We start from the raw sequence: 24,835 nt of genomic DNA, 5'->3' as shown, positions 1-24,835 counted from the left end.
ACATAAGCATTGCGCCCGTCCGTCTTGCGGCTTACAGCAGACTTCAACTGAAGATGCTGACGGATACCGCACGATGACGAAGAACCAGAAAATTGACGAAGAGGCGCTTGCCGAAGCCTATAACCGCGCGCTCGCGCTTGAAAAAGCCGGCGATGTTGACGCGGCGGTGAAGGCCTATGAAGAGGTTCTGGCCATCGACCCGGACGATCATGGCGGCGCAGCCGTTCGCATCGCCGCCATGGGCCGCGGCGAACCGCCTTCCAAAGCGCCCGACGCCTATGTCGAAACCCTGTTCGACCAGCACGCCGAAGCCTTCGAGGATATTCTTGTCGAACAGCTCGGTTATGCAGTGCCGATGATGGTGCGCCAGCGCCTGCAAACGCTCGATCTCGGCCCCTTCAAGCGCCTGCTCGATCTCGGCTGCGGCACCGGCCTCACCGGCGAAGCGCTGCGCGACATGGCTGATGACATCACCGGCATCGACATTTCCGAAAACATGGTCGAGATCGCCCACGAGAAGGACCTCTACGAGACGCTCTATGTCGCCGAAGCCGAGGACTTTCTCGAAGACAATGACGACGAGCCCTTCGACATCATCACCGCAACCGATGTGCTGCCCTATCTCGGCGCGCTGGAACCGCTGTTTTTCGGCGCCGCTGAAAACCTCGTCCCAGGTGGCCTGCTGATCTTCTCGTCGGAAACGCTGCCCGAGGCAACCATGGCCGGACGCCCCTATATGGTCGGCCCGCACCAGCGTTTCGCCCACGCCGAAACCTATGTTCGGGAAAGACTGGCAGCGACCGGTTTCGACATAGTCGAAGTCACCGACATTAACGTGCGCATGCAGGACGGCAACCCCACACCCGGCCATCTGGTGATTGCCAGGCTCAAGGGCTGAGGCAGAGGCAAGCGCTCCTGACATGGAGCGCTTGCCTGAATCAATCTCTCAGCAACAACAGCCAGACGATTGAAGAGACTCAGCTTTCGCCCGGCTCAACTCGCTTTCGGACGCCAGACGATATCGGTAACCTTGAGTTTCTTCGGCACGATTTTCAGATCGTAGAACTCGTCGGCCAGCGCCTGCTGATAGCTGATGGCCTCATCCGAAACCAGCGAGACACGCCCCAGATCCGCTCCCGGACGCGTCAGCGACACCTTGGTGACATCCTGCGGGACGCCGGTTATCGCCGCCAGCAATTTTGCAGTCTCATCGATATTGGCCTGAGCCTTTGCGCCGACGCTTGCGAGTTCCTTGAGGAGCAGCGGCACGAGGTCGGGATTGCTTTCCACGAAGTCGCCATTGGCGAGGAAATAGCTCCAGGGATCAACAATACCTTCGGCAGTCGCGAGAACTCGTGTCGTCGGCTCCTTTTCCGCCACGGCAAAATAAGGATCCCAGATCGACCAGGCATCGATGCTGCCGCTGCGGAAAGCGGCCGCCGCATCCGGCGGGGCAAGGTCGATGGATGTTATGTCGTTCAGCGTCAGACCGGCCTTTCGCAATGCTTTGACAGTAACGTTATGGGCGCTGGAGCCGCGCTTGAAAGCCACCTTCTTGCCCTTGAGGTCGGCCAGCGTCTTCAGCGGCGAATCCTTCTGCACAAGGATTGCCGATCCGCCGGCGGCGCCCTTGTAAGTTCCCACATAGCGCAGATTGCCACCGGCAGCCTGCGCGAAAAGCGGCGGCACATCGCCCGTCGGTCCGATATCCAGCGCACCTGCGCCCAGCGCTTCAAGAAGCGGCGGCCCGGAGGAAAACTCCGACCATTTGACCTCAATGCCGCGATCCTTCAACAGCGCTTCAAGCGCGCCCTGGCTCTTTGCCAACGCGATGACGCCATTCTTCTGCCAGCCGATCCGTAATGTGGTGGTCGCGGCTCCAGCCCGCCGGATATGCGGCAGGAACGCCGCCCCCGTTGCACCCGCAATCAGTCCCAATGTTCCGCGTCGTGTGAGCATGTGGATATCCTTCGCTGTTGCCATCATCAGATATACAAAGCGTAGATATTCGAGTGATTTTATCAAAATCCCACTTTGCGCGGCGCGAGTGCAAAGAGAATTGAATGTGCGAATTTGCCGTCGCAGGCGGAATAAGATTGCCTGGCCGCCTCGGCACGCCAGGAGTGTGCATTCCCCGGACAACCGCCGGATGGCCGACTTGAGTGCTTGCGGAAAAGCAAACTGCCCAACGAAAAATGCCCTCCCCGGCAGCCGGAAAGGGCATTGTTCAAAAAGCCTGATCAGCCGGGATCATTCCTCGCCGGATTTGGGATTATCCAGCAGCATGTAATCGAGCGGCAGTTCCGTCGTATATTTGATCTGTTCCATCGCAAAGGCAGACGACACGTCACGAATTTCGATCTTGGCGATCATCCTCTTGTAGAAGGCGTCATAGGCCGCGATGTCAGGCACGACAACGCGCAGCAGATAATCGACATCGCCGCTCATGCGGTAAAACTCGACGACTTCGGGGAACTCGGACACCACCTCGGAAAACCGCTTCAGCCATTCGATGGAATGGGAGGCAGTGCGGATGGAGACGAAAACGGTGACCTTGGTGTTGACCTTGACCGGATCCAGCAGCGCCACGCGCCGGCGGATGACACCGTCCTCTTCCATCTTCTGGATACGCCGCCAACAGGGCGTCGTGGAAAGGCCGACCTTTTTCGCCAGATCAGCGACAGCCAGCGTGGAATCCTCTTGCAGAATGCGCAAAATCTTACGGTCTAGGCGATCCAATGCGTCTACCCTCCTGAATTAATTTCCTTTCAATACACTAATTTTTAGAGAAAAACAGAAAATTGTTTCACTAAAGTCGCATTTCCACATGTTCTCGCAGAACAGGAAGCAGCTCCTCGGTAAACCACGGATTCTTCTTCAGCCAGCCGGTGTTGCGCCAGCTCGGATGAGGCAGCGGCAAAATGGCCGGTCCCGAATTTGAATGAAAGTAGCTGCGCCAGTCGTACACGGTCTCGGTCATGGTTTTCCGCCGTCTTTCGCCGAGATGAAAGGCCTGGGCATATTGACCGATGGCAAGGACCAACTCTACCTGCGGCATCGCCGCCAGCACCTTCTCCCGCCACTGCGGCGCACATTCGCGTCGAGGCGGCAGGTCACTGCCCTTGTCGTCATAGCCGGGGAAACAGAACCCCATGGGCACGATGGCGAAGCGGTCCGGATCGTAGAATGTCTCACGATCAACATTCAGCCATTGGCGCAGCCTGTCGCCGGAGGCATCGTTGAAAGGCACACCCGTTTCATGCACGCGAAGCCCGGGCGCCTGCCCTGCAATCAGGATACGCGCCTTGGTCGACATCACCACGACCGGTCGGGGTTCGTGCGGCAGGCGTCCGTAGGTTGGGGTGTCGCGACAGATGCGACAGAGGGCAATCGCGCCCCTCAGCCCGTCCAACCCGTCGTCATTCATCGGCAGGGCTCGATCCGCCTCAGCCATGATTCCATCCCAGAAGATGACGGATGATGGTGAGGAAACCCGCGGCGGGCGTTTGCAAATCCGCTGCGCGATGTCCGCGCCGCCACTCCGCCGGTTTTTCGAATTCTCCGGCCCATATGCCGCGAGCTTCTTTGCGCGCCAGCGCCTGTTCGCCGGAGAACTGGAAATAACCTGAAGCGATGGCAAAACCCGACGCCACCATTTCCGAGGACACATCCCGGTCTCCCGCCGAGCAATAGACCAGCAGCCGTCCGTAACGGTCCCTGGAACTGCCGGAACAGGAAAAGGTCGTGCCTTCGATCATCTGTTGCAGAACGCGTCGCGCCTCCGCGCCGCATGGCCAGGTTTCACTGCCGCGTCGGCACGTCTGCGAAAGCTCCGGCGCATCGATGCCGAGCAGCCGGAACCGGTCCTCGCCCTTTGAAAGCGTATCGCCATCGATCACAAAGAAACGGCCGGTATAGGTCTCGCTATTGATCTGATCGAGCTTGGCGGCAATCAGAATGCCGAGAAAAACGGTGGCAAGGAAAAGCCCGCCGTCGCGAAACGTCGAGAAAAAGCCGCGCCTGCCTCCATTTCGTCTCATGTCACAACAAACCCTTGTCAGAAATGGGAAACAAATCCTTTCACGGCAGCATCTTCTTAAGATTTTGTGCGTAGCCTGCAAAGGGTTCATGTCACCTGCGTTGTAACAATGAGTAAAAGCGTCAGCACGTCCACCGATAAGATCATCGTCGACCGTTCACGAAAGCACCGTAACAAGGCTGTTTTCGACACGGTGAAGACGACGCGTGAACGCTTGCAGCAAGGCGCTGGCGGCAGCGAAGCCTATGAACGTGAAATGCTGACGATGCACATCGCGGAAGCCCTTCAGGGCGCGATGATCATGCCGCTTTTCATCGTATTAGCCTCTATCATCGGTTTGTATATCACGGGTGACATAGGGCTGATCATCTGGTCGCTCATTGCGCTGAGTTTCCATGCCATGTCTCTGGTGCTGGCCAAAAGAGCCGCCAAACAGGGGATCACGGCCGAAAATCTGCCGAAGTGGCGCAATCTCTTCCTTGCCATGCAGATCCTCATCGGTTGCGCCTGGGCAATGTTCGCCTTGGCCGAACCGGTGCGCAACAACCCGACACTCGTTCTTTTCTTCAAGGGCGCGACGCTGCTGATCGCGCTTTCGCTTACCGCCATGGCCAATTTCATGTTGCGGCGGGCCACCTTCATGACCTTCCTGCCGGTGCTGGCGGCGCTGTGCGTCACCTCCGCCGTCTCCCGCGATCCCTTCGATGTTGGCCTCGCCCTGATGTTCGGCATGGCGATTCTTTTCTGTCATCGCATCACCAGCAGACTTTACCAGACCAGCATCAAGCTGCTGTCGTCACAAACTGAAAAAGATGATCTGATCGCCGAACTCGAAGTCGCCAACTCGATGTCGGATGAGGCGCGGCGGCGTGCGGAAGAGGCCAATCTGGCGAAATCGCGCTTTCTCGCCTCCATGTCGCATGAGCTGCGAACCCCGCTCAACGCCATTCTCGGCTTCTCCGAGGTCATGTCAGCGGAGGTGCTCGGTCCGCTCAACAATCCGCTCTACAAGGAATATTCCGGCGACATCCACCGTTCCGGCCAGCATCTGCTCGACCTCATCAACGAAATCCTCGACCTGTCGCGTATCGAGGCCGGCCGCTACGACCTCAATGAGGAAGCGGTCTCGATGCTTGAGATCGCCGAAGATTGCATCGGCATGATCCAGCTTCGCGCCCGCGCCAAGACCATCAGGATTTCGCAGCAGTTCGAGAGCAGCCTGCCGCAGGTCTGGGCGGATGAAAAATCGATCCGCCAGGTCATCCTCAACCTGCTCTCCAATGCCGTGAAATTCACCCCGCAGGGCGGTGAAATCCTCGTGAAGGCAGGCTGGACGGCGGGTGGCGGGCAATATGTGTCGATCAAGGACAACGGCCCCGGCATTCCGGAGGAAGAGATCCCCGTGGTGCTGTCGGCCTTCGGTCAGGGATCGATCGCGATCAAGAGCGCCGAACAGGGAACCGGGCTCGGCCTGCCCATCGTTCAGGCCATCCTTGCCAAGCATGACGGCCAGTTCATCCTGAAATCGAAATTGCGCGAAGGCACCGAAGGCATCGCCATCCTGCCGGCAAAACGCGTGCTGCAAAGCCTGCCAGCCGTGGAGGAAACCCACGCCATCCAGCCACGCCGCCGGTCCTTCGCCTAAGCGTCAAATCTGCCGTTCAGAAGAACAGCGTCGTCACCAGCGAATAAAGCACGAAAAATCCGTTTGCCGTCAAAAGGCAGAAGACGGCGAAAGAACCGAGATCCTTGGCGTGCCGCCCGACGGAAGAGATTTCCGGCGAGATGCGATCCACCAACTCCTCAATCGCGGTATTGAGCGCCTCGACGGCGAACAAAAGCAGCATCAGCACCGTAAAGACGAGAAGATGCGCAAACGGCGCGCCGGCGACCAGAAGCAGGGCAAGGCCGACGCCGAAGGCGAGAACCTCGTGCCGGAACGCCGCTTCCTGCCACAGCCGTCCAAGCCCCTGCAAGGAATAGCGGGCAGCAGCAAAAAGATGCCGCCATCCCTTTTCCTTGCGAAAGGCAGGTTCCGGTTGCTTCTTCTGCGGCGTTGCGTCCATCTTCGGCCTCAATGCTCAGTGTGGGAATGGGTACCAGTATCGACACCGGCAGCTTCGAAAGTCGCCATGCCGGAATGGCAGGCGGCGGCAGCCTTGACGATGCCGGCGGCCAAAGCGGCACCCGTGCCCTCGCCAAGCCGCATGCCCAGCGCCAGCAGCGGCGTCTTGCCAAGTTTCTCGACGGCAGCCAGATGGCCCGGTTCACCGGAGACATGGCCGATCAGGCAATGGTCAAGCGCCGAAGGATTGGCAGCCTTCAGAAGTGCTGCAGCGGCAGTCGCCACATAACCGTCGATCAGCACGGGAATGCGCTGCACGCGCGCGGCAAGGATGGCGCCGGCAATCGCCGCAATCTCACGGCCACCGAGACGGCGCATGATTTCGAGCGGATCGGACAGATGGTCCTTGTGGAACTCGACGGCAGCCTTCACCGCCGCGATCTTGCGGGCCATGACCTCGCCTTCAGAGCCGGTACCGGGACCGGTCCACTCTTCCGCCGTGCCGCCATAGAGCGCTAGGTTGATCGCGGCTGCGATGGTGGTGTTGCCGATGCCCATTTCGCCAACGCAGAGAAGGTCGGTACCGCCAGCAATCGCCTCCATGCCGAAGGCCATGGTGGCGGCGCAATCGCGCTCGGAAAGGGCAGGCTCGCAGGTGATGTCGCCGGTCGGGTAGTCAAGTGCCAGATCGAAAATCTTCAGACCGAGATCGTTGGTGACGCAAATCTGGTTGATCGCCGCACCGCCTGCCGCAAAATTCTCCACCATCTGCTGCGTCACGGATGTCGGATAGGGCGTGATGCCGTGCCGGGTGACGCCATGATTACCGGCGAAAATCGCCACCAGCGGACGGGTGACGGCGGGCGAGCGGCCCGACCATGCGGCAAGCCACATGGCGATTTCTTCCAGCCGACCGAGCGAACCGGCCGGTTTCGTCAGTTGCGCATTGCGCTCCTTGGCCGCGACCAGCGCATGCGTATCCGGGCCGGGAAGCTCGCGCAGCAGCGCGCGGAAATCGTCGAAGGGCAATCCGCTCATGCTCATGGTATCTGTCTTTCTCGTCGTCGGGTTGGCGGAAACTTGTGTTTTCCGGCAAATCGGTCTTTGTTGCGCCTCTCATAATCGCGGACGCGCCGCGGAACAACCGGAAATGCAAGTACAGCAGCGGAGAGAGCATGAAGGCCGGGGATTTTATAACAGATGTCATGCATTCCGTTGCCTTTCTCAGCCGCCTGCCGGTCCCATCGCGCTTCTTCGGTGAAGGTGACGGTCCATCGATGCGCCGGACAGCACGCGCTTTTCCCGCAGCAGGCCTCCTGATCGCCCTGCCCGCTGCTGTCCTCGTGGTGGCATTAGCGAAGTTCGACGCCTCACCGCAGCTCACCGGCTGGCTTGCCATCGCCGTCACCGCGCTCATAACAGGTGCGTTGCACGAAGACGGCTTGGCGGATATGGCCGATGGCTTCGGCAGCGGCAAGGACAAGCCGAAAACGCTTGAGATCATGAAGGACAGTCGCATCGGCAGCTATGGCACGATCGCCATGGTCCTGTCCTTTGCACTGCGCGCCACGGCACTCGCATCGCTTATAGAAACCCTGCCTGCCAAGACCGCCGCCGCCTGCCTGATTGCCGCGCTGGTGGTGAGCCGCGCCCTGATGGTATGGCACTGGCAGTCACTGCCCGCCGCCAAAACCTCCGGCATCGCCGCCGGCGCCGGCCAACCCGGGGAAAGCGAGCGCAACATCTCGCTCGCAACAGGGTTGCTGCTGCTCGTGCTTTTCACGCTGCATGCCCTGCCCTTTGTGTCTATCGTAGTCGTTCTGGCGGCTGCCTGCCTCGCGACGATGCTGTTCGGCAGGCTCTGTGTCAGCAAGATCGGCGGCCATACCGGCGACACCATCGGCGCCAGCCAGCAGATCACGGAGATCTTTACTCTCGTCGCTCTTGCCCTTGCGACGTGACAGACTGATATAGATCCCCATGGAAACACCCTGCATTCATATCTGCTCCCTCGACGCCACAAACACCCTCTGTATCGGTTGCGGACGCACGCTGGACGAGATCGGCGGCTGGGCAACCTATAGCGACGAAAAGCGCCGCATGATCATGCAGGCGCTTCCCGAAAGACTGGCAAAAACAGGCAAGGACACCTCCAGGGAGACGCACACCGCATGAACAGGCTGACTTTCGTTCTCCTTTTGCTGGCCGTGGGTCTCGGCCTGCTTCTCGTCAATCACGACAGCGGCCGCACCTTCGGCATCGACAACGAGAAATTCGGGCAGATCGTCTATCTCCTGCCGATTGCGGGCTTGCTATCAGTCGGCATTCTGGCGGGAAGCCGCGGCAGCTTCGCAAGCGTTGTCCGGCAACTCGCCATCTGGCTCGTGATTATCCTCGGCCTCGTATCCGTCTATCTCTATCGCTACGACCTGCAATCCTTCGCCGACCGGCTGCTGGGTGGCCTGATGCCCGGCCGCGCGGTGGTGGTGACGACCGCTGGCGGCGAACAGGAGATCATACTGCACAAATCGATGAGCGGCCATTTCGAGGCGAATGTCAGCATTGAAGGCAAAACCATCCACATGCTGGTCGATACCGGCGCGAGCTCCGTGGTGCTGGCCAATGCCGATGCCGCCGCCATCGGCATCGACACCACGAAACTGCGCTACACCGTGCCGGTGATGACCGCGAACGGCCGCACGGCGGCAGCGCCCGTCACCCTGTCCGAGATCGGCATCGGCCCGATCGCGCGGAGCAACATCCCCGCCCTCGTCGCGCAGGATGGCCAACTGGGCCAGAGCCTGCTCGGCATGAGCTTCCTGTCGACGCTTGGTTCGATGCAGATGCAGACCGATGAGTTGAGATTGCGAGACAGGTGAAACCTGCCGGGCAGACAGTTCCTGCTCGAGATCAAAAAATAACGTCTCGCTATCCGAATACGAAAACGCCCGGTGCAAACCGGGCGTATCATATTCACGGCAAACCTCTTTCCGGTCAGTTGCGCAGCCGGTAACCGGTCTTGAATATCCAGCCGACGACGCCGAGGCAGAGCGCAAGGAACAGCGTGATCATCGCCAGGCTGATGACGGGATTAACGTCGGCGATCTCGTAGAAGCTCCAGCGGAAACCGCTGATGAGGTAGAGCACCGGGTTGAAATGACTGACCGTCTGCCAGAAGGGCGGCAGCATGTCGATGGAGTAGAAGCTGCCGCCAAGGAATGTCAGAGGCGGCACCACCAGCATCGGGATGAGGTTCAACTGCTCGAAATTCGTGGCCCAGATGCCGATGATGAAGCCGAACAGGCTGAAGCTCACCGCCGTCAGCACAAAGAACAGGATCATCATGAACGGATGGGCGATGGTGATATCCACGAAGAAGGAGGCCGTTATCAGGATGATCGTGCCGATCATCAGCCCCTTGGTCGCCGCCGCCCCGACATAACCGGCAACAATTTCCGTCATCGCCACTGGCGCAGACAATATCTCGTAGACCGTGCCGGTGAATTTCGGAAAATAGATGCCGAAAGAGCCGTTGCTGATGCATTGCGTCAAAAGCGTCAGCATGATCAGGCCGGGCGTTATGAACGCGCCATAGGAAACCCCGCCAACCTCCTGAATCCTTGAACCGATCGCCGTTCCGAAAACGATGAAATAGAGAGAGGTGGAAATGACCGGCGACACGACACTCTGCAACAGGGTGCGGCGGGTGCGCGCCATTTCGAACAGGTAGATGGACTTGACAGCTTCGAAATTCATTTCTGGTCTCCTACCAGCGAGACGAAAATATCCTCAAGAGAGCTTTGACGTGTCGAAATATCCTTGAAATGGATGTTGGCACCGGAAAGCGCAGTCAGCAGATCGGCAATGCGCCCCTGCTCGCCGTTGTCCTCGATCTCGTAGGTGATGGTGTTGCGGTCATCCGAGAGCGAAAGGCCGAAGGATGAGAGACTATCCGGCAACGCCTCCACCGGCTGCGAAAGTTCAAGGAAAAGCTGCTTGCGGCCGAGCTTCTTCATCAGCGCGGTCTTTTCTTCCACCAGCAACAATTGGCCGCCATTGATAACGCCCACTCGATCGGCGATCTCTTCCGCCTCCTCGATGTAATGCGTGGTCAAAATGATTGTGACGCCCTTGGAGCGCAGCTCGGAAACGACATTCCACATGTCGCGGCGCAAGGTAACATCCACACCCGCCGTCGGCTCGTCGAGGAAGAGGACCTTCGGTTCGTGCGCAAGCGCCTTGGCGATCAGCACGCGTCGCTTCATGCCGCCGGAAAGCTCCCGCAGCATATTGTCCTTCTTGTCCCAGAGCGACAGCGATTTCAGGACCCGCTCGATCAGTTCCGGGTTCTTCTTCTGCCCATGCAGACCGCGCGAGAAGCTGACCGTGTTCCACACGGTCTCGAACTGGTCTGTCGTCAGTTCCTGTGGAACAAGGCCGATCAGGGCACGCGTCTGGCGAAAATCCTTCACCACATCATATCCGCCAACGAGAACCGAGCCTTCACCCGGATTGACAAGCCCGCAGATGATCGAGATCAGCGTCGTCTTGCCGGCTCCGTTAGGCCCGAGAAGAGCAAGGATTTCCCCCTCTCTGATATCGAGGCTGACACCTTTGAGCGCCTGAAAGCCATTTGAGTAGGATTTGGTCAGATTCCGTATCGAAACAATGGCATTCATCGCGAATCTTTCGAAAAAACGAGTAAGATGCACGCCATATAGGCCGTACAACCCGCAATTGCCAGCCCAACGGCCTGAACACTGCATTCGGCGGGGAGGGAAAATCAGCTGTAGACGCTGTAGAAAAACTGGGCCGCGACGAAGACCAGAAACACCCCGAAGGCCCGCTCCAGCTGCTTCTTGCTGAGTGCATGGGCCAGCCGCGCGCCATAGGGCGCGACGACAAGCGTGATGGGGATCAGCAGCGCGACGGCGATCCAGTTGATGAAGCCGGTGGAAAAAGGCGGCAGACCTGCATCACCCCAGCCGGCCCAGATATAGCCGAGGAGACCCGGCAGCGAAATAAGCACTCCGACACCGGAGGATGTGGCAACCGCCTGATGGATGGTGCGTCCGTAAAGCGTCATGAAAGTATTGTTCATCACCCCACCGCCCACACCCATCAGGCCAGACAGAAGGCCGATGCCGGTGCCGACCAGAAAGCGGACCGGGTTTTTCGGCAGGTCTGAACCGAGATGCCAGCTCGCCCGGTTGAAGATCATCCGGAAGGCGAGCGCAAGCGCAATGAAAGCGAAGATCAGCCGCAGGGCGACGCTCGAGGCATGCGCAGCCACCACAGATGCGAGGATGGTGCCGAGCGGCACGGCGACGATCCAGCCCTTCAGGAGATCGATATCAACGGCACCTTTCTGTCGGTGCGTCAGGAAGGAACGAATGGAGGTCGGCACGATGATGGCAAGCGAAGTGCCAAGCGACAGATGCATGCGCACCGCCTCTGGCACATCCAGAAGCCCGAACACATGGTAGAACACCGGCACCAGCACAGCACCGCCGCCAATGCCGAACAGCCCCGCCAGAAGTCCAGCGACCACGCCCGCGGCCGCAAGCGCCGAAGCAAAGATCAGTATCTCTGAAACAGGGGGCATGAAAGCAGGCTCCAGCGGGCCGTTGTCACAAACATGTGACGCACATAGCGTATCAGAAAAGGGCGGCAAGCCATGTTGGCCGCAGGTCAGTACGGCGCGATGTTTTTTGCCGGATATCCGCACCGGATGGACCGTTTTATGGGATTTCTTCCCATTGCATGCCCTTGCAAAGACGCCGATATCCCCCGATTTAGGCAGTCTTCTTCAACCGGCCTTAGGGCCGGTCTTTTTTTGGGCGGCTAGCACCAAACCCAACAGGCCCAAATTGTAAAGTGGCCACATCCCCCACTCCGTCATTCCGGGTAGCACCGGGACGGACGGGAAGTTACGGGTCGATATGACGCACCACAACTAATGCCTCACGCCTCTCGTCATGCACCACGGTGTCGTCTCGTCGCCCCCTAATCGCAATGCCTGTAACCGGACTTGCGGGTGCGCAGGTCGAAGTGGAAATGGTTCCAGTGGTTGGGATCGCTGCCTGGCCCGAGAACCGTGGAGAAATATTTGCAGCTATCGGACCTCACTGCCTTCAGCAGCGCCTTTTCCCGGAAGGCGAAGAAGTTCTTGCTGCGAACGTCAATCTCCTTGCCGTTGTTCAGCGTTATGGTGCCGATATCGATGGCGTTGCCACGCGCATGTTCGGACCACGGATTGCTGGAGCGCGAATTCATCTTGCGGCAGGAATAACCGCCCATGGGCGTGATGCGTCCGACGCCTGAGAGGTAACGGAAGCGGGAGGACGGCACGAGTTCGAACTTTACCCATTTGGCGAAGGCAAGCGTGACCTGGCAATTGAGCTTCACTGCCGGGCGGATGGCAACGCCGCTGGCAAGCCCGCTGAGTTCGATCGGATAGTCGATACCGCAGGTCGGTCCATCTGCAATGCGCGCAACATCGCGGAAGGCGACGCCGAGACGGCGCAGCTCGGAGCGACAGGCCACTTCCGAAGATGGCATGACGCCGGGCGGCATGGCCGAGCGGTTGCTTTGCAGTCCGTCGCGGGCCATCGGATCATTGGGCATCAGCATGGCGACCTCCTCCACCGGCTGGCGGCGGGAAGAAGACCCCGGCGGCGGTGGCGGTATCAACCGCGACTGACCCGCACTTTGTTGCCGGCGAGCCGGAGAAACGGCAACCGGATTGTCGGTGCCGATGCCGTCCACCACCGGCTGGGCGGAAGCGCCTTCGGCAATATCGGCGTCCTGCTCTTCCGCAAGTCCGCGAACCGGCTCCACGCCCAGCATGGAATCCATGTTCACCCCGCCCTCGCCTTCGGCGATCTGATTTGCGGCGCTCTGCTGGTTAGGCATGGCTGGGGAGGCCATGCTTTGGCCGTTCGCGGCCATCCGCGCCTGATGCTGGCCATCCAGCGTGGAATAGCCCTGGCCGCCCTGTGGCGATTGCAGCAGGGGATCCTGCGATGCATAAGGCTCCGGCATCGGTTGCGACACGGCTGCGGGATAATTGGTGGCCTGCCCGGTCCTCTCGGCCTGATAGACCGCACCCGGCGGCGCGCTGTAGCCTTGCTGCCGCGACGACCGGATGGCGCCGACACGTGTCGTGCCGTCAACCTCGGCCGGCGGCACAAGGCCCTCCGCCGAACACGACACCATGACCGTGGAAATCATCAACAACGTCACAAGACGACGCGGAAGGGAAACATACGCCATACGAGAACCTGTACCTTCAGCGGCCGCTACCCGCGGCAATACAGGTAAATTTTAAAGAAACGGGGTAAACGAATCCTTATTGGTCGGGGGAAATAACGAACCGGCCTGTTCCGTGAAGCGGGAAATGCGGAAGCCTCGACCGAAATCATACCAAAGGTGTGAGCAAAGCTCTGCAAACCAACGCCTCTCACGATGCAGACACACCACGGGTCCGGCACGACGGAGGAGAGCTTGTCGCACTTCCTCGAAACAGAAAGGGCGCAGCCAAAGCCGCGCCCTGTAAACTATCTCAAGCGGATAAAAATCAAGCCGCCCGCGAAACCTCGCGCCCTGCCCCATGCCCGAGTTCGAAACGGGACAGCAGCGCGCGGAGCTGCCGGCTTTCTTCGGCCAGCGTCTGGCTGGCCGCCGTCGTCTCTTCCACCATGGCGGCGTTCTGCTGGGTCATCTGGTCCATGTGGTTGACGGAGGTGTTGATCTCCTGCAGGCCGGTGGCCTGTTCGCGTGCCGCCGTGGCGATGGAATTGACATGGCCGTCGACCCGGTTGACCAGCGTCACGATCTCATCCAGCGCATCGCCCGTGGAGCGAACGAGTGCGACACCGCCGCCGACCTCTTCCGCGGAACGATTGATAAGGGTCTTGATCTCCTTGGCGGCATTGGCAGAGCGTTGCGCGAGTTCGCGAACCTCCTGCGCCACCACGGCAAAACCGCGTCCCGCTTCGCCTGCCCTTGCGGCCTCGACACCGGCATTCAGCGCCAGAAGGTTGGTCTGGAACGCGATTTCGTCGATGACGGAAATGATCTGTCCGATGCGCCGCGAAGATTCCTCAATACGGCCCATCGCATCGACGGCATTGCGCACGATCTCGCCCGAGCGGCCTGCGCTCGTTTTTGTATCCTGCACCATTTGTCGGGCCTCGTTCGCCCGTTCGGAAGCGGTGCGCACCGTCGCGGTGATTTCGTCAAGAGCCGCCGCCGTCTCCTCCAGCGCCGCTGCCTGCTGCTCTGTCCGGCGCGAAAGATTGCCGGTCGCACCGCTGATATCAGATGCGCTATCGTTGACGACATGGCCGGTTCTGGCGATCGCCTCGATCGCCCCATGCAGCGCGCCGACGGCGCGGTTGAAATCCATGCGCAGCTTTTCATATTCGCCGCCGATATCGGCAAGCTCGACGGTCAGATCGCCATTGGCGAGTGCTTCCAGCGAACTGCCGAGCTCGTTCATGGCGTGAGCCTGACGCTCGGATGCGGAGCGCAACGCCATCTCGTTGCCATGCCGCGCCTCCTCCAGCGCCCGCTGCTGCCCCGCCTCGCGGGCCTGCAAGGCGCTGCGCTCGTTGACGCTGTCACGCAGCACCAGCAACGTCTTGGCAATGGCGCCGATTTCGTTGCGACGGTCGGCGAATTCAATTTCCGCCTCGCCGTCACCATCAGCGATCCGCTTCATACTCTGCCGGATGCGATCGATAGGCCGTGTCACGCTGCGCACGACGGCTGCAGCCACGCCGATCACCAGAACGCCGGACAGAACACACACTGCGATGTTGAAATAGGCATTGCTCCAGAAAACCGCCTCAAGATCGTCGACATAGACGCCAGTGCCGACAATCCATCCCCAGGGCGCGAAACCGGCGACATGGGAAAATTTCTCGACTGGGTCCGGCGCGCCGGGCTTGGGCCAATAATAATCGACAAAGCCCTGGCCGCCCGCCTTCACCGTATTGACGAATTCGACGAACAGCGCCTTGCCGTTCGGATCCTTGTTGGCAGTGAGATCGCTGCCGTTCATCTCGGGCTTGATCGGATGCATCACCATCTTGGGATGCATGTCGTTGATCCAAAAATAGCCGCTGCCGTTGCCATAGCGCATCGCCGCAATCGTGGTCTTGGCTTGTTGCTGCGCAGCCTCACGCGTCAGGGTGCCACCCTGCTCCAGCCGGTAATATTGCTCAAGAATGGCGACAGCCGTTTCGTTCATGGATGCGAGCCCCGCTTTACGCTCGCGTTCCATCTCATGAAAGGTCTCGAACAGGCTGAATGTAAGTGCCGCAGTCAATATTGCCAGAAACAATGCAACGAGCGCATAAAGGCGCATAGATATCGTGACGTTTTTCATATTCCCCCCAACGCCGCTGACGGCACTTCGACCAGCGTATGTTAGAGTTAAAAAATTTATTATAACTGAATACGCTTATTATACGTTAGTATTATTCCAGACCTCCTCCTCCCAACCCGCCAATACTCTCCACGGCCCTTAAAAGCCGGCGCAGCGACCCGAAATTCTACAGGGTGCTGCCGTTTTAAAGAGCTCGTTAACCCTGACGTCCTATCCTCTTTTGCCAAAATACAGGTACAGGGAGACGCGCAATGTCACGGCCGAATTTCCGCTTTACACACTATGACCTGAAGGAATTGCGGGCTGGGACGACCATTGAGGTGTCCCTGTCGGCCGTCAACAATGTACGGCTGATGACAGGCGCAAATTTCCAGCGTTTCACAGAATTGCTCGATTTCAAATATCTCGGCGGCGTCGCGAAAAAATCGCCGATCCGCATCAGCATTCCCGAGACCTTGCACTGGCATCTGGTGATCGATGCGGAAGGGCATAGCGGTCTGGCGGAATCCTCGGTCAAGATGCTGCCTGCGCCGTCGCAGGTCATACAACACCGGAAGGCATCCTGATTTCCCTTTGGAAACAGTTGGATGGCGCGGTTTTACGACTCACTTTGGCAAGCGCCTGATTCTTTTTGTGAAGAAAGCTTTTTAACGCGAACCGCGCTCGCGGCGCAGCTTCGCCCACCAGTCGAGACGCTTGCGGATGTCCCGCTCGAAACCCCTGTCGGGCGGATCGTAAAACGTCTTGCGACCCATTTTTTCCGGAAAATAGTCCTGTCCCGAAAAGGCATCCGGCTCGTCATGGTCGTAACGGTAACCGTCACCGTAACCCTCGCCCTTCATCAGCTTTGTGGGCGCGTTCAGAATATGTTTTGGTGGCACCAGCGAGCCGTTTTCCTTGGCCGCCCGCATCGCCGATTTGAAGGCTGTATAAACGGCATTCGATTTCGGCGCGGTGGCGAGATAGACGCAGGCCTGCGCCAGCGCCAGTTCGCCTTCCGGTGATCCCAGATAATCATAGGCGTCCTTGGCGGCATTGCAGACGGCAAGCGCCTGCGGATCGGCAAGGCCGATATCCTCCACCGCCATGCGCACCAGCCGCCTCCCGATAAAGAGCGGGTCTTCGCCGGCATCGAACATGCGGCAGAGATAATAAAGCGCCGCATCCGGGTCCGAACCGCGCACCGATTTATGCAGCGCGGAAATCAGATTGTAGTGGCCGTCCTGTCCCTTGTCGTAAACCGGCGCGCGCCGCTGCACGATGCGCGTCAGCCCTTCGGTATCGAAAGTCTCGTCCTTGCGCGCCGCACGCCAGACCTCTTCGGCAAGCGTCAGCACGGCGCGGCCATCGCCATCGGCCATCCGGATCAGGCTGACACGCCCCTCCTCGGTCAGCGGCAGAGGCTTGCCCTCCGCCTCTTCGGCGCGCTTCAAAAGCTCGCCCAGACTCTCCTCGTCATGGGAACCGAACGTGAGGACACGCGCCCGCGACAAAAGAGCGGCATTCAGTTCAAAGGACGGGTTTTCGGTGGTTGCACCCACAAGAATAATGGTGCCGTCTTCCATGACCGGCAGGAAGCTGTCCTGCTGGGCACGGTTGAAACGATGGATCTCGTCAACAAAAAGCAGCGTCTGCCGGCCGTTCATCCGGCGTGTGCGTGCTGCCTCGAAAACCTTCTTGAGATCGGCAACACCGGAAAAAATCGCCGAAATCTGCTCGAAAGCCAGCCCGGCCTCGCCCGAAAGCAGACGCGCGACCGTCGTCTTGCCGGTACCGGGCGGTCCCCAGAAGATCATCGATCCGAGTGAGCCGCTATCGATCATACGGCGCAGCACGCCCTCTTCACCCGTCAGATGCGGCTGCCCGGTCACCTCCGTCAGCGTCTTCGGACGCAGGCGGTCGGCAAGAGGCCGCCGGTTGGCGACCTCGACAGGCACCTGTGGGGCAAAGAGGTCATCGCTCATCGCAGGAACTGCCGGATGCGTTGACCGTCACGCAGGATTTCCACCCGCCAGAAGCCGGGATTGTCATCCAGCGCCTTTTCGACCGCAGCCGTGGAGCCGATATCCGAGCCGTTCAGCGACAGGATGACGTCCTTCGGCTGGAAACCGACCCGATAGGCCGGCGAACCGCGCTTCACATCGGTGACGACGACGCCGGTCACCTGCGAAGGCATGCGCAGTTCATCCGCAAGCTTCGGCGAGAGATTGGCGACAGTCGCGCCCGCCAAGGGATTGCGTCCCTCCAGCAGCCGTTCGTCACGCGGCGCGGTTTCCGGCGCCGTGTCGAGCGCAATGGTCACCTTCTTCTCTTTACCCTTCTCCACCAGCGTCAATTCGGCAGACTTGCCGATGCCAGCAGTCGTGAGGCGATAACCGAGTGCATCGGGATGCTCCACCTCCAAACCGTTGACCGCCGTTACGACTTGGCCCGGCTCGATGCCGGCCTTCTCCGCCGGGCCGCCCTTGACGACGCTGACGACGAGCGCACCGCGCGCGCGGTGCAGGCCAAGCGCCTCGGCGACATCGGAGGTGACAGGATCGAAGGTCGCGCCGATATAGGGCCGCTGGAAGTTGGCGTCGCCACGCTCGGCGGCGGCAACGAAAACGCGGACGAGATTGGCGGGAATGGCAAAACCGATGCCGTTCGACCCGCCGCCCTTGGAGAAGATGGCAGTATTGATGCCGATCAACTCACCCGCCATGTTCATCAGCGCACCGCCGGAATTGCCGGGGTTGATGGAGGCGTCGGTCTGGATGAAGAAGCCGAAATCGCCCTGCGTCACCTGGTTGCGCGCCAGCCCCGAGACGATGCCGCTTGTTACCGTCTGGCCGACACCGAAGGGGTTGCCGATGGCAAGCACGAGATCGCCGACTTCAATGGCATCCGAATTGCCAAGCGAAAGCACCGGAAACTGTTCCTTCGCGTCGATCTGCAGAATGGCAAGATCGACCCGGTCGTCCTTCAGCAGCACCTTGGAGGAGAATTCACGCCCATCCGCCAGCGCCACTTTGATGTCGTCGGCGCCATCGATGACGTGATTGTTGGTCACCACGAGGCCGCCGGCCGTCACGATCACACCCGATCCGAGCGAGGACTGTTTCTCCGTGCGGTTCGGCATCTGCTGGCCGAAGAACTGTTCGAAGAACGGGTCGCCGGCAAAGGGCGACGAGCGCCGCTGCACGATGCGTTCGGCATAGACATTCACCACAGCGCCCGCGGTACGCTTGACCAGCGGCGCGAAGGAAAGCTGCATTTCCATGTGGCTTGCGGGCACGGTCTTGTTGTCCTGCGCCTGCGCTCCGACCGGAACGAGAAGCAGCGCCGCAAGAAAGCCGGTGGACAGATACTTCAGCACGCTCTGCATGTGATTCCTCATCCTCATCAGTATGATGGAGTTATAACGCGAAAGCCTATAAAGCAAAGCGCGGCAAGATGATGGCCGATCTTTTTCATGCGATGACCGGCTTGTGCAGGTGGAACCAACAGCACCCCATTTCGGTTTCACCCACACGAGCCTGTCCTCAAAATGAGACGACCCATGCACATGAAACAGACAATCCTTGCCTCCGGCATCCTCCTCGCCTGCGCTTCACTGGGTTCGCCCGCCAACGCCGCCAGCTTCGATTGCACGAAGCCGGATCTGGCCGCGGATGAAAAGGCGATCTGCGACAACCGAGCCCTCAACGATCAGGACGTGAAGATGGTCACCACCTTCGACATCCTGACACAACTCATGGCGATGGGCGCACGCGATACCTTGCGCGAAGAACAGAGCCAATGGTTGAAAAAGCGCCAGGAATGCAATGCGGATGTCGCCTGCATTACAAGTGCCTATGAGGAGCGCATGAAGCGGCTCGGGGAAGCTTTCCAGAGCATAAACAGACCGCTCTGATTTTCACGCAACGCGAATGATATTCTCCATCAGCCCATGCAATTGGTCGCGATAACCGGTTCTCGCCGAAGGCGCATCCTCACGGGACGTCATAACCACCGAAAGCCGTTTGGCGGGGACGATATAGAGCATCTGCCCGCCATAGCCCCAGGCATAATAAACCGTCTCGCCCGCCATCTCCTTGATGAACCAGCAATAGCCGTAACCATCGCCGTTGAAGACGGAATTGGTGCGTTGTTGCCAGGATTGATCGATCCAGCTCTGCGAAATCAAACGCTCGCCGCCTGGCGTTACCCCGCCCAGCCGGTAAAGCTCGCCGAAAGCCAGCAGCGACCGCGCCGTCATCGCCATCTGGTTGCCGCCGAGATAGATGCCCTGCGGGTCGCGCTCCCAGCCGCCGATTGAGAAGCCCTCCAGCGGCCGGAACCAGTCGCGCGCCAGCGACAGCGTCGAACGGCCGGATGCCTTGGTCAAAATCGCCGAAAGCAGATGCGTGGAACCGGTGGAGTAAAGCATGCCACCGCCCGGCTCTCCGGCAAAACCCGACCCCAGCGCCATTCGCACCCAGTTGCGGCTGGCGACCCAGCGGCCGTAGTTCGGGCCGGACATTCGTTCCAGACCGGATTGCATGGAAAGCAGGTTGCCGATGGTTACCCTTTCCAGACGCGCATCGGGGTTCGGCGGAAAATCGCTGCGCAGGATCGTGGCAATCGGCTGATCCGCCCCGGCCAATATCTTGCGGTCGATCGCCATGCCGACCAGCGCGGAAATCACGGATTTCGAGGCCGACTTGATGTTGGTGGAACCCATAAGGCTGGCGCCGTGATAGGCACGGCTGGCCACCTCCTGGCCGTCAATACTGACGATGACGGCTTTCAGGCTCGAAAGCCCATCCGCCTCGTTGAGCAATGGACTGAAGCGGGCGCCATTGCCGGGTGTTTGCCCGTGGGCAAGGCGGGCGAAAGGCAGGGATGCGATAAGGCCGAGTGCGGTTCGTCTTTTCATGGTGCTGAAGTTAGGCATCGCGGCGCGTTGGAAAAGGGCAAGTGACGGAACATCACTCCAATGTGACTGCTGGCATGGAGGGTGGACGGCCGGATGGTTTAGAATTTGCGGTGCAGAAACAGCGTGTTGCGCGAGCTTGGAGAATCAAGCTCTGAGGCAATTGAATCTGTTTCTTAACGACGCGCGTAATCTGGGTCAGAACAAGAAAAAGCCGCTCAGAAGAGCGGCTCAGGCTGCCTGCAATGTAGGACCCTGCCCGCCAGATTACTCCGGCAAAATCCGAACAGCACCCTTGTCGGCACTGGACGCAAAAGCCGCATAGGCCTTCAGCGCTGTCGTGACGTTGCGCTTGCGGAACTCCGCAGGCTTCCAGCCGAGCTGATCCTGCTCGGCGCGGCGGGCTGCCAGTTCCGCATCCGTAACTTTGAGGTTGATCGTGCGGTTGGGAATATCGATCTCGATCAAGTCGCCCTGACGCACGAGGCCGATAGCACCGCCCTGCGCCGCTTCCGGCGAGGCATGGCCGATGGACAGGCCGGATGTGCCGCCCGAAAAACGTCCGTCGGTGATCAGCGCGCAGGCTTTGCCGAGGCCCTTGGACTTGAGATAGCTGGTCGGATAGAGCATTTCCTGCATTCCGGGGCCGCCCTTCGGTCCTTCGTAACGAATGACGACGACATCACCTGCCTTGACCTCGTTGGAAAGAATGCCCTTCACCGCCGCGTCCTGGCTTTCGTAAACAACCGCCGGACCGCTGAATTTCAGGATGGATTCGTCGACACCCGCCGTCTTCACGATGCAGCCATCAAGAGCGATGTTGCCATAAAGCACGGCCAGACCGCCATCCTTGGAGAAAGGCTTTTCAACCGAGCGGATAACGCCGTTTTCACCGTCCGTATCCAGATCGTCCCAGCGCGACGACTGGCTGAAGGCCACCTGCGTCGGCACGCCGCCAGGGGCAGCCTTGAAGAACTGCCGCACGGTTTCGCTGTTGGTGCGGGTGATGTCCCAACGGTCGATGGCGTCGCCCAGCGTCGCCTCGTGCACCGTGTAGGTATCGCGATTGAGGAGACCGCCGCGATCCAGCTCACCGAGAATGCGCATGATGCCGCCGGCGCGGTGAACGTCTTCCATGTGCACGTCCTGCTTGGCAGGCGCGACCTTGGAAAGGCAGGGAACCATGCGGGAAAGACGGTCGATGTCTTCCATGCCGAAATCGACACCGCCCTCATGCGCTGCCGCAAGAATATGCAGCACCGTGTTGGTGGAACCGCCCATGGCGATATCCAGCGACATGGCGTTTTCAAACGCAGCCTTGTTGGCAATGGTGCGCGGCAGAACGGTCTCGTCGTCCTGCTCGTAATAACGGCGCGCCAGATCGACGATCAGGTGACCGGCCTCGACGAACAGGCGTTTGCGGTCCGAATGGGTGGCAAGCGTCGAACCATTGCCGGGCAATGACAGGCCTAGCGCCTCGGTCAGACAGTTCATGGAATTGGCAGTGAACATACCGGAACAAGAACCGCAGGTCGGGCAAGCGGAACGCTCGATGATCTTGACGTCCTCATCGGAAATCTTGTCATCGGCAGCTGCGACCATGGCGTCAACCAGATCGAGCGCGACCGTCTTGCCATGCAGAACGACCTTGCCCGCTTCCATCGGACCACCGGAAACGAATACGGCGGGAATGTTGAGGCGCATCGCCGCATTCAGCATGCCGGGGGTGATCTTGTCGCAGTTGGAGATGCACACCATCGCGTCGGCGCAATGGGCATTGACCATGTATTCGACCGAGTCAGCGATGATTTCGCGCGACGGCAGAGAATAAAGCATGCCGTCATGGCCCATGGCGATGCCGTCATCAACAGCGATGGTGTTGAATTCCTTGGCAACGCCACCGGCCGCTTCGATTTCACGCGCAACGAGCTGGCCGAGATCCTTCAGATGCACATGGCCCGGCACAAACTGCGTGAAGGAATTGACCACCGCGATGATGGGCTTGCCGAAATCGCTGTCCTTCATGCCGGTGGCGCGCCATAGGCCGCGCGCGCCCGCCATGTTGCGGCCGTGGGTTGTCGTTCTGGAGCGATAGACTGGCATGGTGTTTTCCTCGATCTCTTGGGCAGAAGAGCGCATTCCCGCACCGCGGTCAAAATGCCCTCGCCCTATTTTGCGGTTTTTCTAGCGCAAACCGTAAGCCCTGTCACTGTCACCTTCGGGCAAAACAGTACGGTTCGGTACGGTACGCCCGGTTTGAATGTTGCAATTCTCGCGGCCTGTCATCACAAATGCGCGATTTTTGCCGCCCGGCCGCTGTTTTTGCGCAGAGTGCTGAAACATATCTGTGCAGCGGCCGTATAGCCTATCATAATCGATTTATCGCCGATGCACCCGGCTTTTGTGGAGGTTGAAATGCCCGCCTATCGTCCGCCCCTCATCCCGGCACGAGAAATCACGCCGAAGAATATCTACCTCTCGAGACGCGGCTTCCTGGGCACCGCGGCGGGGCTTGCGGCAATCGGGCTTTCCGGCCGCGAGGCTGTCGCCACTCCGCTTGCTGCCAAAGCAGGCGCCTACAAGCTGGATGAGAAGCTCACCCCGCTCGATGCCGTCACCAGCTACAATAATTTCTATGAGTTCGGAGTGGGCAAATCCGACCCGAAGGAAAATTCCGGCAAGTTCAAGCCCACCCCCTGGACGGTAAAAGTGGATGGCCTTGTCTCCAAACCGCAGGAATTCGGCATCGAAGAGCTGATGAAATATCAGCTAGAGGAGCGCACCTATCGCATGCGCTGCGTCGAGGGCTGGTCGATGGTCATTCCGTGGATCGGTTTCCCTCTCGCCGCACTTCTCGACAAGGTGGAGCCACTCGGCAGCGCGAAATACGTGTCCTTCGAAACCGTGGTGCGGCCGGAGGAAATGCCGGGCCAGAGCGGCCTGTTCCAGCCTCTGTCCTGGCCCTATGTCGAGGGTCTGCGCCTAGATGAGGCCCGCCAGCCTCTGACCATTCTTGCCGTCGGACTATACGGCGAAACCCTGCCGAACCAGAATGGCGCGCCCATTCGCCTCGTCGTTCCCTGGAAATACGGCTTCAAGGGCATCAAATCCATCGTCCGTATTTCGCTTGTCGAGAAACAGCCGGAAACGACGTGGAAAAACTCCAACGCCCGCGAATACGGCTTCTATTCCAACGTCAATCCGCATGTGGACCATCCGCGCTGGAGCCAGGCAACGGAACAGCGCATCGGCGAAGGCGGCTTTTTCGGCACCCAGAACCGCCCTACCCTGATGTTCAACGGCTATGACGAGGTGGCAAGCCTCTATACCGGCCTCGATCTAAAGGCGAATTACTGATCATGGCCCTCGCCTTTTCGCTTCCCTCACTGCCGAAGCGTTACCAGCCGGCAGCCATCTGGTCGCTTTATGTCATCGGCCTCTGTCCCGGCCTCTGGTATTTTTACCTCGCCGCAACCGGCGGCCTCGGCTTCAACCCAGTCAAGGATTTCGAGCACCTGCTCGGCATCTGGGCGCTGCGTTTTCTGTGCCTCGGCTTGCTGGTGACGCCGCTGCGCGATCTCTTCAACGTCAACCTCATCGCCTATCGCCGGGCGCTGGGACTGATCGCCTTCTATTACGTGCTGGCACATTTCAGCGTCTATCTGGTTCTGGACCGCGGCCTGGTCTTCAGCTCCATCGCCGCTGATATTCTCAAGCGGCCCTATATCATGTTCGGCATGGCGGGGCTCGTCATGCTGCTGCCGCTCGCGCTCACCTCCAACCGCTGGTCGATCCGCAAGCTCGGCAGCCGCTGGAACACGCTGCACAAGCTCGTCTATCTCGTGCTCATCGTCGGCGTACTGCATTTCGTGTTGGCGCGAAAATCGATCACGCTCGAGCCGGTGTTTTATATCAGTACGATGGTGGTGTTGCTCGGGTATCGGCTGGTGCGGCCCTCGATCATGGCGGCGAAGAGGGCAAGGCGCGCAAGCCCCGTCCGGACGTAAAGGACGCCACCGCGATCCCGCCGACATAACAGACGATATTCCACACCGAGAAAACGCGGCCGAGCAGCAAAGCTCCGGCCGCCGTTGCGCGAAACGCATCCAGCGCCGGGAAATGAACGAGCCGAATCAATTCCACGACGACGACGGCGATGACGGCGATGTGAACCTCGTAACCGTACCAGCGGGACGGAAGGATGGCCGCCAGCAGCAGATAGACCATCGCCCCCCAGAGCACGGATCCGCCATATTTTACCGCCACGAACGGCAATCCCACCTCGTAGCCGAACGCCCGCAAGCAAAGACCGCCAATGATCACCATCATGGCCGCCGCCAAAAGCCGGATGCGGGCAAAATAAGGCGGGGAAAGGCGTGACGGACCCATGCGAGTTCCTTCCGGTTTTCGTATGAAAATTTAACGGATACAAATCGAGGC

25 protein-coding genes are annotated in these 24,835 nt (G+C 59.7%); 9 read left to right on the top strand and 16 right to left on the bottom strand.

Annotation, left to right across the window (positions count from 1 at the left end):
• Positions 1-73: 73 nt before the first annotated feature.
• A complete protein-coding gene (locus tag FB593_RS00280) occupies positions 74-898 on the top strand; it encodes a class I SAM-dependent DNA methyltransferase (protein ID WP_025593927.1) in 825 nt (274 codons plus the stop codon).
• A 95-nt stretch (positions 899-993) separates the two neighbouring features.
• Here the strand turns inward: FB593_RS00280 and FB593_RS00275 are convergent, their stop codons facing one another.
• The 4 genes from FB593_RS00275 to FB593_RS00260 form a co-directional block, all read right to left on the bottom strand.
• Positions 994-1,959, bottom strand: a complete 966-nt coding sequence (locus tag FB593_RS00275; RefSeq protein WP_003516074.1) for an aliphatic sulfonate ABC transporter substrate-binding protein — start codon at positions 1,957-1,959, stop codon at positions 994-996.
• 291 nt (positions 1,960-2,250) lie between these two features.
• Positions 2,251-2,739 (bottom strand): Lrp/AsnC family transcriptional regulator, encoded by a 489-nt coding sequence (locus tag FB593_RS00270; protein ID WP_003507846.1) that lies wholly within the window; start codon positions 2,737-2,739, stop codon positions 2,251-2,253.
• A gap of 70 nt (positions 2,740-2,809) precedes the next feature.
• Positions 2,810-3,454 carry a uracil-DNA glycosylase family protein gene (locus tag FB593_RS00265; protein ID WP_186447871.1) on the bottom strand — a complete coding sequence of 215 codons (645 nt, stop codon included), beginning with the start codon at positions 3,452-3,454 and terminating at the stop codon, positions 2,810-2,812.
• Positions 3,447-4,040: a thermonuclease family protein gene (locus tag FB593_RS00260; protein WP_145166237.1), complete on the bottom strand. Its 594-nt coding sequence runs from the start codon at positions 4,038-4,040 to the stop codon at positions 3,447-3,449. The genes FB593_RS00265 and FB593_RS00260 overlap by 8 nt, the downstream gene beginning before the upstream one ends.
• A 108-nt stretch (positions 4,041-4,148) precedes the next feature.
• On the opposite strand from FB593_RS00260, the gene pdhS2 reads away from it, so the two are divergent.
• Positions 4,149-5,684 (top strand): two-component system sensor histidine kinase PdhS2, encoded by a 1,536-nt coding sequence (gene pdhS2, locus FB593_RS00255; protein ID WP_065660789.1) that lies wholly within the window; start codon positions 4,149-4,151, stop codon positions 5,682-5,684.
• 16 nt (positions 5,685-5,700) lie between these two features.
• On the opposite strand, the gene FB593_RS00250 is transcribed toward pdhS2, so the two are convergent.
• Positions 5,701-6,105, bottom strand: a complete 405-nt coding sequence (locus tag FB593_RS00250; protein WP_013636420.1) for a diacylglycerol kinase — start codon at positions 6,103-6,105, stop codon at positions 5,701-5,703.
• An 8-nt stretch (positions 6,106-6,113) separates the two neighbouring features.
• On the bottom strand, positions 6,114-7,148 hold the full coding sequence (gene cobT / locus FB593_RS00245; protein WP_003516086.1) for a nicotinate-nucleotide--dimethylbenzimidazole phosphoribosyltransferase: 1,035 nt from the start codon (positions 7,146-7,148) through the stop codon (positions 6,114-6,116).
• A 131-nt stretch (positions 7,149-7,279) separates the two neighbouring features.
• Here cobT and FB593_RS00240 point away from each other — a divergent pair, with 131 nt between their 5' ends.
• The 3 genes from FB593_RS00240 to FB593_RS00230 are packed head-to-tail and all read left to right on the top strand — an operon-like array spanning position 7,280 to position 8,983.
• A complete protein-coding gene (locus FB593_RS00240; RefSeq protein ID WP_112154598.1) occupies positions 7,280-8,065 on the top strand; it encodes an adenosylcobinamide-GDP ribazoletransferase in 786 nt (261 codons plus the stop codon).
• 19 nt (positions 8,066-8,084) lie between these two features.
• Positions 8,085-8,279 carry a DUF1289 domain-containing protein gene (locus FB593_RS00235; RefSeq protein ID WP_003516090.1) on the top strand — a complete coding sequence of 65 codons (195 nt, stop codon included), beginning with the start codon at positions 8,085-8,087 and terminating at the stop codon, positions 8,277-8,279.
• Positions 8,276-8,983 (top strand): TIGR02281 family clan AA aspartic protease, encoded by a 708-nt coding sequence (locus tag FB593_RS00230; RefSeq protein WP_003516092.1) that lies wholly within the window; start codon positions 8,276-8,278, stop codon positions 8,981-8,983. Before FB593_RS00235 ends, FB593_RS00230 begins: the two co-directional genes overlap by 4 nt.
• A gap of 115 nt (positions 8,984-9,098) precedes the next feature.
• On the opposite strand, the gene FB593_RS00225 is transcribed toward FB593_RS00230, so the two are convergent.
• From FB593_RS00225 to FB593_RS00200, 5 genes are all read right to left on the bottom strand, one after another.
• A complete protein-coding gene (locus FB593_RS00225; protein WP_145166236.1) occupies positions 9,099-9,860 on the bottom strand; it encodes an ABC transporter permease in 762 nt (253 codons plus the stop codon).
• The gene (locus tag FB593_RS00220; RefSeq protein ID WP_019567066.1) at positions 9,857-10,783 is read right to left on the bottom strand and encodes an ABC transporter ATP-binding protein; all 927 of its coding nucleotides are present in this window, start codon (positions 10,781-10,783) and stop codon (positions 9,857-9,859) included. The genes FB593_RS00225 and FB593_RS00220 overlap by 4 nt, the downstream gene beginning before the upstream one ends.
• Before the next feature lie 104 nt (positions 10,784-10,887).
• Positions 10,888-11,709, bottom strand: a complete 822-nt coding sequence (locus FB593_RS00215; protein ID WP_013636424.1) for a sulfite exporter TauE/SafE family protein — start codon at positions 11,707-11,709, stop codon at positions 10,888-10,890.
• 401 nt (positions 11,710-12,110) lie between these two features.
• Positions 12,111-13,379 carry an extensin family protein gene (locus tag FB593_RS00205; RefSeq protein WP_112292258.1) on the bottom strand — a complete coding sequence of 423 codons (1,269 nt, stop codon included), beginning with the start codon at positions 13,377-13,379 and terminating at the stop codon, positions 12,111-12,113.
• A gap of 304 nt (positions 13,380-13,683) precedes the next feature.
• Positions 13,684-15,498: a methyl-accepting chemotaxis protein gene (locus tag FB593_RS00200; protein ID WP_112391618.1), complete on the bottom strand. Its 1,815-nt coding sequence runs from the start codon at positions 15,496-15,498 to the stop codon at positions 13,684-13,686.
• Positions 15,499-15,749: 251 nt separating this feature from the next.
• Between FB593_RS00200 and FB593_RS00195 the strand changes: the two genes are divergently transcribed.
• Positions 15,750-16,064 carry a DUF1883 domain-containing protein gene (locus FB593_RS00195; protein ID WP_013636426.1) on the top strand — a complete coding sequence of 105 codons (315 nt, stop codon included), beginning with the start codon at positions 15,750-15,752 and terminating at the stop codon, positions 16,062-16,064.
• 81 nt (positions 16,065-16,145) lie between these two features.
• Here the strand turns inward: FB593_RS00195 and FB593_RS00190 are convergent, their stop codons facing one another.
• A complete protein-coding gene (locus tag FB593_RS00190; protein WP_145166235.1) occupies positions 16,146-17,462 on the bottom strand; it encodes a replication-associated recombination protein A in 1,317 nt (438 codons plus the stop codon).
• Positions 17,459-18,865 carry a DegQ family serine endoprotease gene (locus FB593_RS00185; protein ID WP_065702398.1) on the bottom strand — a complete coding sequence of 469 codons (1,407 nt, stop codon included), beginning with the start codon at positions 18,863-18,865 and terminating at the stop codon, positions 17,459-17,461. The genes FB593_RS00190 and FB593_RS00185 overlap by 4 nt, the downstream gene beginning before the upstream one ends.
• A 174-nt stretch (positions 18,866-19,039) precedes the next feature.
• On the opposite strand from FB593_RS00185, the gene FB593_RS00180 reads away from it, so the two are divergent.
• Positions 19,040-19,393, top strand: a complete 354-nt coding sequence (locus tag FB593_RS00180; protein WP_019567060.1) for a lysozyme inhibitor LprI family protein — start codon at positions 19,040-19,042, stop codon at positions 19,391-19,393.
• Positions 19,394-19,396: 3 nt separating this feature from the next.
• Here FB593_RS00180 and FB593_RS00175 read toward each other — a convergent pair whose 3' ends face one another.
• Together FB593_RS00175 and ilvD are read right to left on the bottom strand one after the other, a co-directional pair.
• Positions 19,397-20,398 carry a serine hydrolase domain-containing protein gene (locus FB593_RS00175; RefSeq protein ID WP_112292261.1) on the bottom strand — a complete coding sequence of 334 codons (1,002 nt, stop codon included), beginning with the start codon at positions 20,396-20,398 and terminating at the stop codon, positions 19,397-19,399.
• Between the two features lie 264 nt (positions 20,399-20,662).
• A complete protein-coding gene (gene ilvD, locus FB593_RS00170; protein ID WP_112292282.1) occupies positions 20,663-22,498 on the bottom strand; it encodes a dihydroxy-acid dehydratase in 1,836 nt (611 codons plus the stop codon).
• Positions 22,499-22,810: 312 nt separating this feature from the next.
• On the opposite strand from ilvD, the gene msrP reads away from it, so the two are divergent.
• Complete coding sequence (msrP, locus tag FB593_RS00165; protein WP_112292262.1) at positions 22,811-23,752, top strand: protein-methionine-sulfoxide reductase catalytic subunit MsrP; 942 nt, start codon at positions 22,811-22,813, stop codon at positions 23,750-23,752.
• A gap of 2 nt (positions 23,753-23,754) precedes the next feature.
• Positions 23,755-24,402 (top strand): protein-methionine-sulfoxide reductase heme-binding subunit MsrQ, encoded by a 648-nt coding sequence (msrQ, locus tag FB593_RS00160; protein WP_080798280.1) that lies wholly within the window; start codon positions 23,755-23,757, stop codon positions 24,400-24,402.
• Here the strand turns inward: msrQ and FB593_RS00155 are convergent.
• A complete protein-coding gene (locus tag FB593_RS00155) occupies positions 24,356-24,784 on the bottom strand; it encodes a DUF2809 domain-containing protein (protein WP_112292263.1) in 429 nt (142 codons plus the stop codon). The genes msrQ and FB593_RS00155 overlap by 47 nt on opposite strands.
• Positions 24,785-24,835: the final 51 nt, after the last annotated feature.

Origin of the sequence: Rhizobium sp. SJZ105 (assembly GCF_007828365.1) — a bacterium.
In the GTDB taxonomy this organism is placed as follows: Bacteria; Pseudomonadota; Alphaproteobacteria; order Rhizobiales; family Rhizobiaceae; genus Agrobacterium; species Agrobacterium tumefaciens.
Note: the sequence above shows the minus strand (reverse complement) of the source record. Positions and strands in the feature narration are given on the sequence as shown.

Coding starts and splice junctions, on each gene's coding strand:
- FB593_RS00280 (WP_025593927.1), top strand. CDS start 74: ATGACGAAGAACCAGAAAATTGACGAAGAGGCGCTTGCCGAAGCCTAT.
- FB593_RS00275 (WP_003516074.1), bottom strand. CDS start 1,959: ATGCTCACACGACGCGGAACATTGGGACTGATTGCGGGTGCAACGGGG.
- FB593_RS00265 (WP_186447871.1), bottom strand. CDS start 3,454: ATGGCTGAGGCGGATCGAGCCCTGCCGATGAATGACGACGGGTTGGAC.
- FB593_RS00260 (WP_145166237.1), bottom strand. CDS start 4,040: ATGAGACGAAATGGAGGCAGGCGCGGCTTTTTCTCGACGTTTCGCGAC.
- pdhS2 (WP_065660789.1), top strand. CDS start 4,149: ATGAGTAAAAGCGTCAGCACGTCCACCGATAAGATCATCGTCGACCGT.
- FB593_RS00250 (WP_013636420.1), bottom strand. CDS start 6,105: ATGGACGCAACGCCGCAGAAGAAGCAACCGGAACCTGCCTTTCGCAAG.
- cobT (WP_003516086.1), bottom strand. CDS start 7,148: ATGAGCATGAGCGGATTGCCCTTCGACGATTTCCGCGCGCTGCTGCGC.
- FB593_RS00240 (WP_112154598.1), top strand. CDS start 7,280: ATGAAGGCCGGGGATTTTATAACAGATGTCATGCATTCCGTTGCCTTT.
- FB593_RS00235 (WP_003516090.1), top strand. CDS start 8,085: ATGGAAACACCCTGCATTCATATCTGCTCCCTCGACGCCACAAACACC.
- FB593_RS00230 (WP_003516092.1), top strand. CDS start 8,276: ATGAACAGGCTGACTTTCGTTCTCCTTTTGCTGGCCGTGGGTCTCGGC.
- FB593_RS00225 (WP_145166236.1), bottom strand. CDS start 9,860: ATGAATTTCGAAGCTGTCAAGTCCATCTACCTGTTCGAAATGGCGCGC.
- FB593_RS00220 (WP_019567066.1), bottom strand. CDS start 10,783: ATGAATGCCATTGTTTCGATACGGAATCTGACCAAATCCTACTCAAAT.
- FB593_RS00215 (WP_013636424.1), bottom strand. CDS start 11,709: ATGCCCCCTGTTTCAGAGATACTGATCTTTGCTTCGGCGCTTGCGGCC.
- FB593_RS00205 (WP_112292258.1), bottom strand. CDS start 13,379: ATGGCGTATGTTTCCCTTCCGCGTCGTCTTGTGACGTTGTTGATGATT.
- FB593_RS00200 (WP_112391618.1), bottom strand. CDS start 15,498: ATGAAAAACGTCACGATATCTATGCGCCTTTATGCGCTCGTTGCATTG.
- FB593_RS00195 (WP_013636426.1), top strand. CDS start 15,750: ATGTCACGGCCGAATTTCCGCTTTACACACTATGACCTGAAGGAATTG.
- FB593_RS00190 (WP_145166235.1), bottom strand. CDS start 17,462: ATGAGCGATGACCTCTTTGCCCCACAGGTGCCTGTCGAGGTCGCCAAC.
- FB593_RS00185 (WP_065702398.1), bottom strand. CDS start 18,865: ATGCAGAGCGTGCTGAAGTATCTGTCCACCGGCTTTCTTGCGGCGCTG.
- FB593_RS00180 (WP_019567060.1), top strand. CDS start 19,040: ATGCACATGAAACAGACAATCCTTGCCTCCGGCATCCTCCTCGCCTGC.
- FB593_RS00175 (WP_112292261.1), bottom strand. CDS start 20,398: ATGAAAAGACGAACCGCACTCGGCCTTATCGCATCCCTGCCTTTCGCC.
- ilvD (WP_112292282.1), bottom strand. CDS start 22,498: ATGCCAGTCTATCGCTCCAGAACGACAACCCACGGCCGCAACATGGCG.
- msrP (WP_112292262.1), top strand. CDS start 22,811: ATGCCCGCCTATCGTCCGCCCCTCATCCCGGCACGAGAAATCACGCCG.
- msrQ (WP_080798280.1), top strand. CDS start 23,755: ATGGCCCTCGCCTTTTCGCTTCCCTCACTGCCGAAGCGTTACCAGCCG.
- FB593_RS00155 (WP_112292263.1), bottom strand. CDS start 24,784: ATGGGTCCGTCACGCCTTTCCCCGCCTTATTTTGCCCGCATCCGGCTT.